At 73.1% G+C, this 15,969-nt stretch carries 12 protein-coding genes; 11 read left to right on the top strand and 1 reads right to left on the bottom strand.

All coding sequences use genetic code 11. The annotated features are described in order from the left end of the window. Nucleotide 1 precedes the first annotated feature (1 nt). On the bottom strand, nucleotides 2-1,006 hold the full coding sequence (locus JOD49_RS03280) for an AAA family ATPase (RefSeq protein ID WP_307822350.1): 1,005 nt from the start codon (nucleotides 1,004-1,006) through the stop codon (nucleotides 2-4). A gap of 336 nt (nucleotides 1,007-1,342) precedes the next feature. Between JOD49_RS03280 and mraZ the strand changes: the two genes are divergently transcribed. From mraZ to murC, 11 genes are all read left to right on the top strand, one after another. Then, on the top strand, nucleotides 1,343-1,777 hold the full coding sequence (mraZ, locus tag JOD49_RS03275; protein ID WP_205308776.1) for a division/cell wall cluster transcriptional repressor MraZ: 435 nt from the start codon (nucleotides 1,343-1,345) through the stop codon (nucleotides 1,775-1,777). 273 nt (nucleotides 1,778-2,050) lie between these two features. Next, nucleotides 2,051-3,073 carry a 16S rRNA (cytosine(1402)-N(4))-methyltransferase RsmH gene (rsmH, locus tag JOD49_RS03270; RefSeq protein ID WP_205305949.1) on the top strand — a complete coding sequence of 341 codons (1,023 nt, stop codon included), beginning with the start codon at nucleotides 2,051-2,053 and terminating at the stop codon, nucleotides 3,071-3,073. Next, entirely contained in the window at nucleotides 3,070-3,513 is a 444-nt protein-coding gene (gene ftsL / locus JOD49_RS03265; protein WP_205305948.1) for a cell division protein FtsL, read from the top strand. Before rsmH ends, ftsL begins: the two co-directional genes overlap by 4 nt. A gap of 161 nt (nucleotides 3,514-3,674) precedes the next feature. Then, on the top strand, nucleotides 3,675-5,612 hold the full coding sequence (locus JOD49_RS03260) for a peptidoglycan D,D-transpeptidase FtsI family protein (protein WP_307822348.1): 1,938 nt from the start codon (nucleotides 3,675-3,677) through the stop codon (nucleotides 5,610-5,612). 259 nt (nucleotides 5,613-5,871) lie between these two features. Beyond that, a complete protein-coding gene (locus JOD49_RS03255) occupies nucleotides 5,872-7,554 on the top strand; it encodes a UDP-N-acetylmuramoyl-L-alanyl-D-glutamate--2,6-diaminopimelate ligase (protein WP_205305947.1) in 1,683 nt (560 codons plus the stop codon). After that, nucleotides 7,551-8,954 carry a UDP-N-acetylmuramoyl-tripeptide--D-alanyl-D-alanine ligase gene (locus JOD49_RS03250; RefSeq protein ID WP_205305946.1) on the top strand — a complete coding sequence of 468 codons (1,404 nt, stop codon included), beginning with the start codon at nucleotides 7,551-7,553 and terminating at the stop codon, nucleotides 8,952-8,954. The genes JOD49_RS03255 and JOD49_RS03250 overlap by 4 nt, the downstream gene beginning before the upstream one ends. Further along, on the top strand, nucleotides 8,951-10,051 hold the full coding sequence (mraY, locus tag JOD49_RS03245) for a phospho-N-acetylmuramoyl-pentapeptide-transferase (protein WP_205305945.1): 1,101 nt from the start codon (nucleotides 8,951-8,953) through the stop codon (nucleotides 10,049-10,051). Before JOD49_RS03250 ends, mraY begins: the two co-directional genes overlap by 4 nt. Continuing rightward, complete coding sequence (gene murD / locus JOD49_RS03240; protein ID WP_205305944.1) at nucleotides 10,036-11,541, top strand: UDP-N-acetylmuramoyl-L-alanine--D-glutamate ligase; 1,506 nt, start codon at nucleotides 10,036-10,038, stop codon at nucleotides 11,539-11,541. Before mraY ends, murD begins: the two co-directional genes overlap by 16 nt. A 4-nt stretch (nucleotides 11,542-11,545) precedes the next feature. Further along, entirely contained in the window at nucleotides 11,546-13,210 is a 1,665-nt protein-coding gene (locus tag JOD49_RS03235) for an FtsW/RodA/SpoVE family cell cycle protein (protein WP_307822347.1), read from the top strand. 129 nt (nucleotides 13,211-13,339) lie between these two features. Then, complete coding sequence (murG, locus tag JOD49_RS03230; RefSeq protein WP_205305943.1) at nucleotides 13,340-14,464, top strand: undecaprenyldiphospho-muramoylpentapeptide beta-N-acetylglucosaminyltransferase; 1,125 nt, start codon at nucleotides 13,340-13,342, stop codon at nucleotides 14,462-14,464. Then, nucleotides 14,461-15,960 carry a UDP-N-acetylmuramate--L-alanine ligase gene (gene murC / locus JOD49_RS03225; protein WP_205305942.1) on the top strand — a complete coding sequence of 500 codons (1,500 nt, stop codon included), beginning with the start codon at nucleotides 14,461-14,463 and terminating at the stop codon, nucleotides 15,958-15,960. Before murG ends, murC begins: the two co-directional genes overlap by 4 nt. Nucleotides 15,961-15,969 lie beyond the last annotated feature (9 nt).

The raw sequence follows: 15,969 nt of genomic DNA, 5'->3' as shown, positions 1-15,969 counted from the left end.
GTCAGCGAGGTTCCGTCGCCGAACGGGCCGGGATCGGGGTGGCTTCGACGATCGAGCGCACGACGTGCTCGGTCGTGCGACCCGCGAGCCGGGACTCGGTCGAGAGGATCAACCGGTGCGCCAGCACGGGCTGCGCCAGGAGCTGGACGTCGTCGGGAAGGACGTGGTCGCGGCCGGCCATCGCGGCGACCGACTTCGCGGCGCGCAGCAGCTGGAGCGAGGTGCGGGGGGAGGCGCCGAGCTTCAGGCCGGGGTGCTCCCTGGTCTGGGTCACCAGGGCCAGCACGTAGCGCTTGACGGCGGGCGAGGCGTAGACGGACCGGACGACCTGGGCGAAGCGCAGGACCGTCGCGCCGTCGACCACGGGCTCGATGTGCTCGAGGGGGGTGTCCGACTCCTGGCGGTCGAGCATCTCCAGCTCGGCGTCGAGGTCCGGGTAGCCGACGGTGAGCCGGGCCATGAAGCGGTCACGCTGTGCCTCGGGAAGGGGATAGGTGCCCTCCATCTCGACGGGGTTCTGCGTGGCGACGACGAGGAACGGACGGGGGAGCCGGTGCGTCGTCCCGTCGACCGTCGTCTGTCCCTCCTCCATGCACTCGAGCAGCGCGGACTGCGTCTTGGGGGATGCCCGGTTGATCTCGTCACCGATGACGATGTTGGAGAAGACCGGACCGGGACGGAACTCGAAGTCGTGGGTCTCGGTGCGGAAGATGTTGACCCCGGTGAGGTCGCTGGGCAGCAGGTCCGGTGTGAACTGGATGCGCCCGACATGACAGTCGATCGTCCTCGCGAGCGCCTTGGCGAGGGTCGTCTTGCCGACTCCGGGGACGTCCTCCAGGAGGAGGTGGCCCTCGGCGAGGAGGACCGCGACCGTCAGGTGGACCAGCTCCGGTCGTCCGGAGATCACCGACTCGATCCGGGTCCGGATCCGTCCCGTCGCCTCGACGAGCTCGCCGAGCGGATCGATCCCGTCGCGCCGAGGCGCGGTGGAGTAGTCGGTGAGCACGAGAACCTCCGTTGGTCACGCCTGGCGTCTGGAAGGTCGAGCCTAGTTGACCTTTCTCCCCACTTCCCTCCCCGTCCGGATCACGGGACCGCGTCCGGGCAGGCCAGGACCCGGGACGAGCCGGGCTTATCACGCGAAGCCCCCGCGGGGGCCCGGAAGGACGCGCGCCGCGCTCCACACCGATCTGTGTGTCCTGACCTGCGGAGATTCTGCGAAGAGGGGTGAAATGAGATCCATATCCCGGGCTCGGTGGAGGCTTGTGGAGTACTGTGGAGGACGAGGGAGCGGGAGGGGAGGTGGAGGCTGATGAACGAGTCGTTCGGCGGTTCTCCGAGCCTGCTCCTCGGGACGTACACCCCTCGGCTCGACGACAAGGGACGGCTCATCCTGCCTGCGAAGTTCCGTGGACAGCTCGCTCCGGGGCTGGTCATGACCAGGGGGCAGGAGCGGTGCCTCTTCCTCCTGCCGATGGACGAGTTCCGTCGGATGTACGACCAGATCCGTCAGGCCCCCGTCACGAGCAAGCAGGCGCGGGACTACCTGCGCGTGTTCCTCTCGGGAGCGAGCGACGAGATCCCGGACAAGCAGGGCAGGATCTCGATCCCGGCCCCGCTGCGGACGTATGCGGGACTCGACCGGGACGTCGCCGTGATCGGTGCCGGCACCCGCGTCGAGATCTGGGACGCAGCCGCGTGGGAGACGTACCTCGCCGACCAGGAGGCCGAGTACGCGGCCACGTCCGAGGAGGTGCTTCCCGCGTTGCGCTTCTGACCGACGGACCTCCGGGTCCGGCCCGTCCGAGCGACCCAGCACGATCAGCACGATCAGCACGAGCAGCAGGTGGGCAGGCTCCGCACGATGAGGCCTCCTCCCGCCCGGTCTGGCGCACTTCCCCGGTGCCAGAAAGGACGCGGAGGGAGACCTGATCGGGCGGCCCGGCACCGGGACCGCAGCGACCGGCGGTCTGCACGACGGACAGGCAGGCACGCACCACATGCACCATCCCTCTTCAGCCCGACGAGGAACGACCAGGAAGGAGGCGTCATGACCACACCTCGCAGCACGTCAGGATCAGGAGCGGAGGACCGTCACGTCCCGGTCCTCCTGCAGCGGTGCGTGGACCTCCTCGCCCCGGCCCTCGCCGAGCCCGGTTCCGTGCTCGTCGACTGCACCCTCGGTATGGGAGGGCACACGGAGGCCGTGCTCGAGCAGGTGCCCACCGCGCGCGTCGTCGGGATCGACCGGGACCCGCAGGCCATCGCGCTCGCCTCGCAGCGGCTCGCCCGCTTCGGCGACCGCTTCCAGGCGGTGCATGCCGTGTACGACGAGATCGGCGAGGTGATCGGGGACCTGGGCCTGCCTGCCGTCCAGGGGGTCCTGATGGATCTCGGGGTCTCGTCGCTGCAGATCGACGAGTCGGAGCGCGGCTTCTCGTACGCGCACGACGCGCCGCTCGACATGCGGATGGACACCACGACGGGTCTCACCGCCGCAGACGTCCTCAACACCTACGACGAGCGCGAGCTCACGAGGATCCTGCGGGAGTACGGCGAGGAGCGGTTCGCCCAGCGCATCGCGCGGGCCGTCGTCCGCCGGCGTGAGACCGAGCCGTGGACCCGCAGCGCCGCGCTCGTTGACCTCGTGCGTGCCAACATCCCGGCCGCTACCCGCAAGACCGGCGGCAACCCGGCCAAGCGCACCTTCCAGGCGCTGCGGATCGAGGTCAACGGCGAGCTCGAGGTCCTCGAGCGCGCTGTCCCGGCGGCGGTCGAGGCGCTTGCCGTCGGTGGCCGGATCGTCGTCGAGTCCTATCAGTCCCTCGAGGACCGCATCGTCAAGCGCGAGCTCGCCCGCGGGGCGACGTCGAGCGCGCCGGCGGGCCTGCCGGTCGAGCCCGAGACGCACAAGCCCTATCTCAAGCTGCTCGTCCGGGGTGCCGAGGAGGCGTCCCCGGAGGAGCTCGAGCGCAACCCGCGTTCCGCCTCGGTGCGGTTGCGGGCCGCCGAGCGGCTGCGCCCCACGCCCGAACACCTCCGTCACCGCCCGCGAGGGGAGAACAAGCCATGAGCCCACGACAGGCCGCTGCCCGGCCTCTGACGTCGACGAGCCCGGCACCTGCCCGCAGGCCGTCGCTCACCGCCCTGCCGGGAGGCGCCGCGGGGCGTTCCCAGCGCCCTCGGCTCGAAGCCGTGCGTGCCCCGCTGCAGGTACGCTCACGGGTCCCGTTCCTGGTCCTGTGCATGTCGATCCTCGGGGCCGCGCTCCTGGGAGCGCTGCTGCTCAACACGACCATGGCCAAGGGGTCCTACCAGCTCTCGGCCCTGCGGACCACGGCGGGGGTGCTCGAGCAGGACACGCAGTCCTTGCACTCGCAGCTGCAGGCCGCGGCGACCTCGCTCCACAGCCGAGCCCTCGCGCTGGGCATGGTCGAGTCCGACGCGCCGACGATGCTGCGCCTGTCGGACGGTGCGATCGTGGGTGCGCCGGAGGCCGGGAGCGTCCCGTGACCCGTGGGGCGGACCGGCAGGGGCGTGGCGCGCAGCCGCGCCGTGCCGGCTCGTCCCGCGGGAGCACCTCGGCGCGGCCGTCGGGCGCGGCGCCGAGCCGAGGAACCGCCGCGCGAAAGCCGGCGTCGGGTCAGGAGCCCCGCACCACCACCGACCGCCCCGTGCGCACGGCGACGGCCCCACGCGCCACGGCCGGCGCCCAGCGGTCCGCCGGGCAGGGATCGGCCGTGGCGCGCGGTGGAGCAGGCGGACGGGGCACGGGCCTCGGGCGGCCGGCCGCCGTCGCCCTGCCCGCCCCCGGGCGTCCGGAACGTCGCCAGCGCTGGATCATGGGGATCGCGCTGGCCGTCCTGCTGGTCTTCACGGTCCGCCTCGTCTACGTCCAGGTCGTGATCGGCCCGAGCCTGGCCCAGGCCGCCGAGAGCCAGCGCACGCAGTCGCACGTGACGATGGCGCACCGGGGGGACATCACGGACGCCGACGGCGTCGTGCTCGCCACGTCGATCGACCGCTACACGGTCTCGGCGGACCAGAAGACCATCCCCGACTTCGTGCCGACCGCACGGCACACGGTCGACGGGAAGCAGGTCGAGGGGACGGGCGCGGTCGCGCTCGCGAGACTGCTCGCGCCCATCCTCGACCGCTCGGCCCCCGAGCTCGCGGCCCAGCTCAGTGGGACGAACGGGCGCGTCAACCGCAACGTGCTGCTCAAGAAGGACGTCGTCCCGGAGGTGCAGCGCCAGATCGTCGAGCTCGGCGTCTCGGCCTACATCAGCACGAAGCTGACGACGGAGCGCACCTACCCCGCGGGCACCACGGCCGGGAACATCGTCGGCTACGTCGGCGCCGAGCCGTCCGAGGACGGCGCCCCCGAACAGGTCGTGGGCCTCGGAGGGATCGAGGCGACCTACGACGACCTGCTCACCGGGACCCCGGGCAGCGAGAGCTTCCAGCGTGCGGGTGGCGCGGGCGGGGTGAGGATCCCCGGGAGCACCCGGGAGAGCGTCGAGGCCGTGCCCGGTGACGCCGTGGCGCTGACCCTCGTGCGCGACATCGGCTGGAAGGCCCAGGACTCGATCGACAAGGCAGTGCTGGAGACGGGGGCCGACTACGGGATCGCGGTGGTCCAGGACGTCCGGACCCAGGAGATCCTGGCTCTCGCCGACTCGGGCGCGATCGACCCGAACGACCGTTCGAGCTCGAGGGTCGCGGACGGCAGCCGCGCGGTCAAGGACGTGTTCGCGCCGGGGTCGACGGGCAAGGTCGTCACCATGGCCGCCGTGATCGAGGAGGGGCTCGCGACGCCGGCGAGCCAGTACGAGGTCGACTACACGTACACGACGGCGAACGGTGAGACCTTCCGGGACTCGCACGTCCACGGGCTGGAGAAGCTGACCCTCGCGGGCATCCTCGCGGAGTCCTCCAACACCGGCACGGTCATGGTCGGCCAGGACCTGCCCAAGCAGGCTCGGGAGGACTACCTGCGGGCCTTCGGGTTCGGCGCCAAGACAGGGCTCGGGCTCCCGGGCGAGTCCGCGGGGATCCTGGCTCCGGCCGAGAAGTGGGACGGGCGGACCGAGTACGCGGTCCTCTTCGGCCAGGGCCTGGCGGTCAACGCGGTCCAGGCGACGAGCGTCTTCTCGACGATCGCCAACGGCGGCAAGCGGGTGGCGCCGACGCTCCTCAAGGGCACGACCGGGCCCGACGGGGTCTTCGTCCCTGCGCCGGCGCGCGAGACGACCCAGGTGGTCTCGGAGTCGACGGCGGACCAGGTGCTGCACATGATGGAGGCCGTGGTCGAGGAGGGGTCGGGCGCCGCGGCGGCGATCGACGGCTACCGCGTGGCCGGCAAGACGGGCACCGCGGAGGAGGTCGGTGCGGACGGGCGGCTCACGGACATCATGGCCTCGTTCATCGGTGTGGCACCGGCCGACGACCCGCGGTACACCGTGTCCGTGTTCCTCAAGAACCCTCGGACGAACATCTTCGGCGGGCTCGTCGCGGCCCCGGTGTTCAAGGACGTGATGGGTTTCACGCTCCAGCACATGAACGTGCCCCCGAGCTCGAAGGTCGAGGAGCCCTACGCGACCGAGTGGTGAGGGCGCCCCGTCGGGGGACGGTCGCGCCGTCGTCGGGCAGGACGGCCGAACGGGCTCGGTGGGCGCGGTCCCGTCCTCCCGCGTGGCCCGGCGGTGCCCTCGCCGGGACGCTCGGCGGAGGCGGCCCCGTGGGGACCCGCGCAGGGTGCTTCCCGTCACGCACGGAGGGCGCCGGGGCGTGCGTGAAGGTCCCGTGAAGTACCCGGTCGTGGCATCCCCGCCGACCGGTCGAGACCCTGACACACGGTAGGTTCTACTCGTGACATCCCCGATCGACCGCCTTCGTCCAGCCACGTCCGTGCACCGCACAGCCCAGGACCTCGCGACCGCCTTCGGCCTCGTCGCCGACGTCGGGGGGACGGCGTCGGCCCAGGGGTCCCACGCCCTCGTGGAGACCGAGATCTGGTCCGTGGCCTCGGACAACCGCGTGGTCGCCGACGGCGACCTCTTCGTCGCGCTGCCCGGTGCGGGCACGCACGGTGCGAGGTTCGCGAGCGACGCGATCTCCCGGGGCGCGCGGGCCGTGCTGACGGATCCGGAGGGGGCCCGCCTGCTCGCGGACGCCCGGGAGGTGCGCGTGCCGGTCCTCGTGACGCAGGACCCGCGTGCCGTCCTGGGGCACGTCGCGGCCTGGGTGTACGGGGAGCCCGCGACGCAGCTGACGACGTTCGCCGTGACGGGCACCAACGGCAAGACGACGACGACCTACCTGCTGGACCACGTGCTGCGCACGCTCGGCTGGAAGGGCGGGCTGATCGGGACGGTCGAGATGCGCTCGGGCGACCGCGTCCTGCCGAGCCGCCTGACGACCCCCGAGGCCGCGGACCTGCAGGCGCTGCTCGCCACGATGCGCGAGGACGGGGTCGGGACCCTGGCGATGGAGGTCTCCTCGCACGCGCTGTCGTTGCACCGGGTGGACGGCATCGTGTTCGACGTGGCGGGCTTCACCAACCTGAGCCAGGACCACCTCGACTTCCACGGGGACCTGCAGGAGTACTTCGAGGCCAAGGCCGCGCTCTTCACCCCGGCGCACGCTCGTCGAGGCGTGGTCGTGGTGGACGACGCCTGGGGCAGACGCCTGGCCGAGGTCGCGACGATCCCGGTCGCGACGCTCTCCGTCGCCGGCAGCGCCGACGGCACGGGGGCAGGGGCGGACTGGACCGTGTCCGACCTGCACGACGTCGACGCGGCCACGGGCACGGGCAGCGCGTTCGTCCTGCGCCACCGTGACGGACGCGAGCTGCGGACCTCGACGACGCTGCCCGGCGGGTTCAACGTCGCCAACGCCGCCCTGGCGTTGGTCATGGTCCTGGAGGCAGGAGCGGACCTGCGCGACGTGGCCGCGGCGCTCGAGGGTGCGGGTGGCGTGAGCGCCCAGGTCCCCGGGCGCATGGAGGTCGTGGGGGCCGCGCCACGCGTCGTCGTCGACTTCGCGCACAACACGGACGCGCTCTCGCTCGCCCTGGCAGCGCTGCGCCCGACGACGGCGGGCCGCCTCGTCGTGGTGTTCGGCGCGACCGGCGACCGTGACAAGGGCAAGCGACCCAGCATGGGGGCGGTCGCCGTCGAGGGCGCCGACGTGGTCGTCGTCACGGACGACGACCCGCACGGGGAGGACCCGGCTGCGATCCGCGCCGAGGTGCTCGCCGGTGCCAGGGCGGCACAGCAGACCGCCGCGGCGGTCGACCCGTCGGGGGCGCGCGACGCCGTCGGCGAGGCCGGGAGGCCACGGGCGCGCACCGTGGTCGAGGTCGCACCGCGGGCCACCGCGATCCGTGACACGATCCGGGAGGCCGACGCGCAGGACACCGTCCTGATCGCGGGCCGTGGCCACGAGGTCTGGCAGGAGATCGCCGGAGTGGACCATGCCCTGGACGACAGGGTGGAGGCGCGCGCCGCACTGGCCGCGCGCCACGAGACGACGAAGGAGCACGGAGAATGATCGAGCTGACTGCGGCGGAGGTCGCCGCAGCGACCGGTGGGCGGCTGGCGGCCGACCCGGACGTGAGGGTGACCGGCTCGGTCGTCATCGACTCCCGACGGGTGCAGGAGGGCTCGCTCTTCGTGGCGCTCCCGGGGGAGCACGTCGACGGGCACGACTTCGTGCCGGTCGCGGTCGGCAACGGCGCGGCGCTCGTCCTGGCGGCGCGCGACGTCGACGCGCCCGCGGTCGTCGTGGAGGACGTGCAGGTCGCGCTGGGTGCGCTGGCCCGTGAGGTCCTGCGGCGCCTGCGCGTCGCCGGCGACCTCAAGGTGGTCGGGATCACGGGATCGGTGGGCAAGACGACCACCAAGGACCTTCTGGGGCAGCTGCTCGCTCCCCATGGCCGGACCGTCGTGCCCCGAGGCTCGTTCAACAACGAGATCGGGCTGCCGCTGACCGTGCTCGAGGCCGACGCCTCGACCCGCTACCTGGTCCTGGAGATGGGGGCGAGCGGCCTCGGTCACCTGACGTACCTGACGCGGATCGCGCCCCCGGACGTCTCCGTCGTCCTCGCGGTGGGCAGCGCCCACCTGGGGGAGTTCGGCGGGATCGAGGCCGTGGCCACGGCCAAGGCCGAGATCGTCACGGGGCTCGCCCCGGGCGGCACGGCCGTCCTGAACGCCGACGACCTGCGGGTCGCGGCGATGGCTTCGCTCGCGCCCGGTCCCGTGTGGACGTTCGGCACCATCCCCGTGGCCGACGTGCGCGCCGAGAACATCGGGATGGACCGCGCCGGGTGCGCGTCGTTCGACCTGCGGGTGCGCGGGGCCGAGGAAGAGACCTTCCCGGTCCAGCTCCGCCTCGTGGGCGAGCACCACGTCGCCAACGCGCTCGCGTCGGCCGCAGCGGCGATCCGGGTGGGGCTGGACCCCCGGGCCGTCGCGGCCGGTCTGAACGAGGCGACCGCGATCAGCCCGCACCGCATGGCGGTCACGCAGCGCGCTGACGGCATCACGGTGATCGACGACTCCTACAACGCCAACCCCGACTCGATGAGGGCCGCGCTCAAGGCTCTCGCGGTCATGGCGGGACGCGAGCGCAGGTCGGTCGCGGTCCTGGGGGAGATGCGAGAACTCGGACCCGACTCGCGCGCGGCTCACGACGAGATCGGTCGTCTCGTGGTCCGATTGAACATCAAGCTGCTCGTCGTGGTCGGTGACGGTGCCGGTGGCATCCACGACGGCGCCACCCAAGAGGGGTCCTGGGGTGATGAGACTCGGTTCGTGCCTGACGTCGAGGCGGCGTCCGTGCTGCTGCGCGACGAGCTCCTGCCGGGCGACGTGGTCCTGGTGAAGTCCTCGAACGGCTCGGGCCTGTGGCGCCTGGGCGACGAGCTCGCGGGCGAGGTGCGCGCATGATCGCGATCCTCGTCTCCGCGTGCGTCTCGCTGCTCGTGGCCCTGCTGGGCACCCCGCTGTTCATCAAGTTCCTGGTCCACCGCAACTACGGTCAGTTCGTCCGGCAGGACGGCCCGACGGCGCACTTCACCAAGCGCGGTACGCCCACCATGGGCGGGGTCGTCATCATCGGGGCGACCCTGATCGGCTGGGCGATGTCCTACGTCGTGTCGTCGATCGTCTCGGACACGCCGAGGACGCCGAGCGTGTCCTCGCTCCTCGTGCTGTTCCTCATGACCGGCCTGGGGCTGGTCGGTTTCTTCGACGACTTCACGAAGATCCGCAAGCAGCGCAGCCTGGGGCTCTCGCCGCGGGCCAAGATCGTCGGCCAGGGGATCGTGGGCGTCACGTTCGCGGTCCTCGCGCTCCAGTTCCCCAACGAGAACTTCCGGACACCGGCCTCGACGCACATCTCCTTCCTGCGCGACACCAACCTGGACCTCGCGTTCGCGGGGGCCACGGTCGGCCTGATCCTCTTCGTCCTGTGGGCGAACTTCCTCATCACGGCGTGGTCGAACGCGGTGAACCTGACGGACGGCCTCGACGGCCTGGCCACGGGCGTGTCCGTGATCGTGTTCGGCAGCTACATCCTGGTCAGCATCTGGCAGCTCAACCAGAGCTGCCAGATCCTCGACGCCGCCGGGCCGCGCTGCTACGAGGTCCGTGACCCGCAGGACCTGGCGATCGTCGCCGCGGCCATCATGGGTGCCTGCGTCGGGTTCCTGTGGTGGAACGCGAGCCCCGCGAAGATCTTCATGGGCGACACGGGCTCGCTCGCGCTCGGCGGGGCGCTGGCCGGTCTGACGATCCTGTCCCGCACCGAGGTCCTCGCGGTCATCATCGGCGGCCTGTTCGTCATCATCGTGCTCTCCGACGTGATCCAGATCGGGTACTTCAAGATGACGGGCAAGCGCGTCTTCAAGATGGCGCCGCTGCACCACCACTTCGAGCTGTCCGGATGGGGAGAGGTGACGATCGTCATCCGGTTCTGGCTGATCGCCGGGCTCTTCGCGGGTCTCGGACTGGGGATCTTCTACGCCGAATGGGTGGTCAGCTAGTGGCCGACGCGCCCGTGGCCGGGACCCCGGGCGACGCCGCCGCTCACGTGCTCCGCGTCCCGTGGGCTCAGGCCCGTGTCCTGGTCGCCGGGCTCGGGGTCTCCGGTCGTGCCGTGGTGGCCGCGCTGACGCCTCGAGCGGCCTCGGTCGTCACGGTGGACCGCGCGGCGCCCGACGCCGACGTGGCGGACGCCGCCGGGGTCGACCTGTCGACGATCGACCTCGTGGTCGCCTCGCCGGGGTGGGCGCCGTCGTCGGACCTGCTGGTCGCCGCCCGGGAGGCGGGCGTGCCCGTCTGGAGCGAGGTCGAGCTCGCCTGGCAGCTGCGCACCCCGCGCGCCGACGGCTCGTCCGCCCCCTGGCTCGCGATCACGGGGACCAACGGCAAGACGACCACGGTCGAGATGCTCACGTCGATCCTGTCCGCCGCGGGGCTGCACGCCGCCGCCGTCGGCAACGTCGGGACCCCGGTGGTGACGGCCGCGCTCGACCCGGACCTCGACGTGCTCGCGGTCGAGCTCTCGAGCTTCCAGCTCCACTTCACGCACAGCATGTCGGCCCAGGCCGCGGCGGTGCTCAACGTCGCGCCCGACCACCTCGACTGGCACGGCTCGCTCGATGCCTACGCGGGCGACAAGGGACGCATCTACGAGCGTGCCCAGGTCGCCTGCGTGTACAACGTGGCGGACGCCCGGACCGAGCACCTCGTCCGGGAGGCCGACGTCGAGGAGGGGGCCCGGGCGATCGGGTTCACGGTGGGAGCGCCCGCGCGGGCCCAGCTGGGCGTGATCGAGGACGTCCTGGTGGACCGTGCGTTCCATGCGGCCCCCGACGACCCCGCGCGGCACCGCAGCGCCCAGGAGCTCGCGACGTTCGCGGACCTGGCGCACCTCGCCGGCTCGGACGGCGTCGTGCCGGTCCACGTGGTCGCCGACGCCCTCGCGGCCGCGGCCCTCGCGCGGGCGCACGGGGTCGACGCGCGCGCCGTCCGGGAGGGGCTGCGCTCGTTCCGCCCCGGTGCCCACCGGATCGCGCACGTGGCGACGGTCGACGGCGTCGCGTACGTCGACGACTCGAAGGCGACGAACGCGCACGCCGCGGCCGCGGCGCTCGGGTCGTTCTCGTCGGGGTCCGTGGTCTGGGTCGCAGGGGGCCTGGCCAAGGGAGCGACGTTCGACGAGCTGGTGCGCTCGCGCCTGTCGAGGCTGCGCGCCGTCGTGCTGATCGGGGTGGACCCCGAGCCGCTCGCGGGTGCACTGGCCCGACACGCACCCGATGTCCCGGTGGTCCGCGTCGATCCCGGTGACACTGGGACGGTGATGCAGCGCGCGGTCTCCAGCGCCCGTGGACTGGCCGTCCCCGGGGACACGGTCCTGCTCGCGCCCGCGTGCGCGTCGATGGACCAGTTCGTGTCCTACGCGGCCCGTGGCGACGCCTTCGTGGCCGCCGTCCACGACCTGGCCGGTCCCGCGTCCGAGCTGGAGGGGTAGCCCGGTGGCCCAGACGACGAGTGGGCGCGGGCCCGCGTCCCGCTCGGCCGCGGGCCGCACCACGCCGACGCCCCCGACCTCGGGCGGCGCAAGGTCCACGACCGGCGGGCGGGCAGCGCCCTCGAACCCCGTCCGGACGAAGGGGAGCGAGGCGGGGGAAGGCGTCCGGCCGCGCACGCAGACGGGCGCCGGCAGCTCCGGGACGCCGCGGACGACGGGCGCCGGGAAGCCGGCGCGGACCGCGGGCGCGGCGAAGCCGGCGCGGACCACCAGGTCCACCGCCAGGGCCGGGTCCGCGGCGCGCGCGACCGGCACGGCCGCGACGGGGCTGCTCGGCCGACGCAAGGCCGCCTCGACGGCGAAGGCGGGCACGTCCCGCAGGCGGTCGCGGGCGAGCAAGGGGACCAGGGCCTCGGTCGCCGACGAGCGTGCCTGGCTCGGTCAGTGGGACAGTGCGGTGACGAGCTACTACCTGCTGGTCGGTGCCACGACCCTGCTCGCGATCATCGGTCTGGTCATGGTGCTGTCGAGCTCGGCGGTCACGGAGATCGCCGCAGGCCGCTCGCCGTACGAGGCGTTCTTCACCCAGGCCCGGTTCGCCCTCATGGGCCTGCCGGTGCTGCTGCTCGCGACGCGGCTGCCCACGAGCTTCTACCGGCACGCCGCGTGGCCGCTCCTGGGCGTCAGCCTGCTGCTCCAGCTCCTGATCTTCAGCCCGCTCGGCAAGGAGGTCAACGGCAACCTCAACTGGCTGAACTTCGGCTCGTTCTACGTCCAGCCCTCGGAGCCGGCCAAGCTCGCGCTCGCGGTCTGGCTCGGGGTGGTCCTCGGTCGCAAGCAGCGGCTGCTGGGTTCGTGGAAGCACGCGATCGTGCCGGCCGTCCCGGGCGCGCTCCTGGTCATGGGGCTCGTCCTGGCGGGGCACGACCTGGGCACCATGCTCGTGATCCTGCTGCTCGTGGCGGGGGCGTTCTTCGTCGCCGGGGTCGACTGGAAGCTCCTGGCGGCGGCGGGCGGGATCTCCGCGGTCGTGGTCGGTGTCGGGTTCGTGGCCATGCAGGAGAGCTCCAACCGCATGAGCCGGTTCCTGGCGACGTACACGGGCGTGTGCGACACGACCGACGCGAACGTCGGCACGGGGTGCTACCAGTCGGTCCACGGCCTGTGGGCGCTCGGGACGGGCGGGCTCGGCGGCGTGGGCCTGGGCGCGAGCCGCGAGAAGTGGAGCTACCTTCCCGAGGCGCACAACGACTTCATCTTCGGTGTGATCGGGGAGGAGCTCGGCCTGCTCGGCACGCTCCTCGTCCTCGCTCTGTTCGCGGTGCTCGGACTGGCGATGAGCCGGGTGATCCGTCGGCACCCGGACCCGTTCGTGAAGATCACGACCGCGGGCATCGCGTGCTGGATCGTCGGGCAGGCGTTCATCAACATCGGTGTCGTGATCGGCATCATCCCCGTCATCGGCGTACCGCTGCCCCTGGTCTCCTCGGGGGGGTCGGCACTGATCACGACCATGGCCGCGCTGGGTGTGGTCATCTCGTTCGCGCGCGACGAGCCGGGGGCGCGCGAGGCGCTCAGCGCCCGGGGGAGCGTGGTGCGCAGGTCGCTCGCCGTCGTCGGGCACGCCGGGCGCCGGGCGGTCCCGCGCAGACGCTCCCAGACGCGATGACGGCGGGCGGGCGGTCCGTGGCGGCGGTGCCGCACCGGGGCGTCCGGCCGACGCGCACGGCTACTCTCAGGGGCCCGGACGTTTCCGGGACGGACATCAGCAGCGACAGCAAGGACAGGTGACAGGTACGTGGTGAGCTCTTCAGTCGGCTCGGTGGTGCTCGCAGGCGGCGGGACGGCGGGGCACGTCAACCCGCTGCTCGCGGTCGCGGACGAGCTGCGTGCACGCAACCCCGAGACGGTCGTCACGGTGCTCGGGACGCAGAGCGGCCTCGAGGCGGACCTCGTGCCCGCTCGCGGGTACCCGCTGCGCTTCGTGCCCAAGGTGCCGCTGCCGCGACGCCCCAGCGGTGAGTGGGTCGCGCTGCCGGGCAAGCTCAAGGCCGCGGTCGACGCCGCCGGCGCCGTGATCGACGAGACGCGGGCCGAGGTCGTGGTGGGCTTCGGCGGCTACGTCTCGACGCCCGCGTACATCGCGGCCCACCGTCGCGGCGTGCCGATCGTGATCCACGAGCAGAACGCTCGGCCGGGCCTGGCGAACCGGGCCGGGGCTCGGTGGGCGACCTCGGTCGCGCTCACGTTCGAGGGGACCCCGCTCAAGGGGGGTGTCGTGACGGGCCTGCCGCTGCGCTGGGAGATCGCCGACCTGATCCGCGACCGGGGGGTCGACGCCCCGACGGTCCGGGCGAACGCCGCGGCGTCGCTCGGCCTGGACCCGGCCCGCCCCACGGTCGTGGTCACGGGCGGCTCGCTCGGTGCGCAGAGCCTCAACGAGGCGGTCTCGGGTGCGGCGCGCGAGCTCCTGGCGACGGGAGCGCAGGTCCTGCACCTGACCGGCAGGGGCAAGGCCGAGGCGGTGCGCACCGTCGTGGACGGTCTGCCGGGCTACGACGTGCGCGAGTACCTGTCGGAGATGCACCTCGCGTACGCGGTCGCGGACCTCGTGGTCTGCCGGTCGGGTGCGGGGACGGTCAGCGAGCTCGCGGCGCTCGGGATCCCGGCGGTCTACGTGCCGCTGCCCATCGGGAACGGCGAGCAGCGGCTCAACGCCGGGCCGGTCGTGCGGGCGGGCGGCGGCATCCTCGTCGAGGACGAGGCGTTCACGGCCGCGTGGGTCGCGGCGAACGTGCCGCCCCTGGTCGCCGACGGCGACCGGCTGCGCACCATGGCCTCGCTCGCGTCGCGCGCGGGCATCCAGGACGCGACGGCACGGGTCGCGGACCTGGTCGCGAGGGCGGCCGGGGGCGCGCGATGACGGGCGACGAGGGCCTCGCGGGGCCCGCTGACCTCGGCACGGTCCACCTGGTCGGCATCGGCGGCGCGGGCATGTCCGTCGTGGCGCGCCTGCTGGCCGCGCGCGGGGTGCGGGTCCAGGGCTCTGACGCGAAGGACAGCGCGGTGGTCGAGGCCCTGCGCGCGGACGGGATCGTGGTGCACGTGGGTCATGCCGCGGGCAACGTCGAGGGGGCCGACACGCTCGTGCTCTCGAGCGCCGTGCGCCCCGACAATCCCGAGCTGGTGGCCGCCCGGGCGGCGGGCCTGCGCGTGCTGCACCGGTCCGAGGCGCTCGCCGTGCTCATGGCCCAGGGGCGGTCCGTGGCCGTCGCGGGGGCGCACGGCAAGACCACGACGTCGGCCATGGTCGCGACGACCCTGCGCGCGGCGGGTCTCGACCCGTCCTTCGCGATCGGGGGTTCGGTCATCACGAGCGACGGCGCGATCCCCGGGGGACACCTCGGGGCGGGTGACGTCGTGGTCGCCGAGGCCGACGAGTCCGACGGCTCGTTCCTCAACTACGCCCCCACGATCGCGGTCGTGCTGAACGTCGAGCCCGACCACCTGGACCACTACGGCTCGCGCGAGGCGTTCGAGCAGGCGTTCGTCGCGTTCGCGGAGCGCATCGTGCCGGGCGGTTTCCTCGTCGCGTGCGCGGACGACCCGGGGGCGTCCGCCCTGGCGCAGGCGCACCGCGCAGCGGGCGGGCGAGTCGTCACGTACGGCACGACCCCGGGCAGCGACGTGCTGCTGGAGGACGTCCGGCCCGACGGCGCCGCGGGAGCAGCCGCTCGGCTCACCGTCGTCGACGGCCGGGTGGGCGGGAGCGCCGGCGCGCTCTCGGGCGGGGGGCAGGGGGCGACGACGCGGGGGCTCGACCTGCGCCTGCAGGTGCCCGGCGCGCACAACGTCCTCAATGCCGCCGCTGCGGTGGCGACCGCGATCCTGCTGGGCGTGAGCACCGAGCAGGCCGTGGCGGGGGTCGGCGAGTTCCTGGGGACCGGCCGACGCTTCGAGGCGCGGGGCGAGGCGGGCGGGGTGCGGGTGGTCGACGACTACGCGCACCACCCGACCGAGGTCGCGGCGCTCCTGACCGCGGCGCGTCCCGTGGCGGCGGGGGGCCGGGTGCTCGTGCTCTTCCAGCCGCACCTGTTCTCCCGTACGCGCACCTTCGCACGGGAGTTCGCCGACGCGCTGTCCCTCGCCGACGAGGTCGTCGTGACGGGTGTCTACGCGGCCCGTGAGGACCCCGACCCGACCACGGGCTCGTGGACCATCACGGACCTGATGCCGGGAGCCCGCGCCCGAGGGGTCGAGGACCGTCTCGAGGCTGCTCGCGTGCTCGCTGCCGACGCGCGTCCTGGCGACCTGCTGCTCACGGTGGGGGCCGGGGACGTCACCGAGCTCGGTGCGGTCGTCCTCGACGCGCTCGCCGGGCGGGACGCGGCGGCACCTCCGGGGGAGGTCGAGGACTGATGCGGCCGC

It is taken from the genome of Oerskovia jenensis, assembly GCF_016907235.1.
GTDB classification, from domain to species: Bacteria; Actinomycetota; Actinomycetes; order Actinomycetales; family Cellulomonadaceae; genus Oerskovia; species Oerskovia jenensis.
Note: the sequence above shows the minus strand (reverse complement) of the source record. Positions and strands in the feature narration are given on the sequence as shown.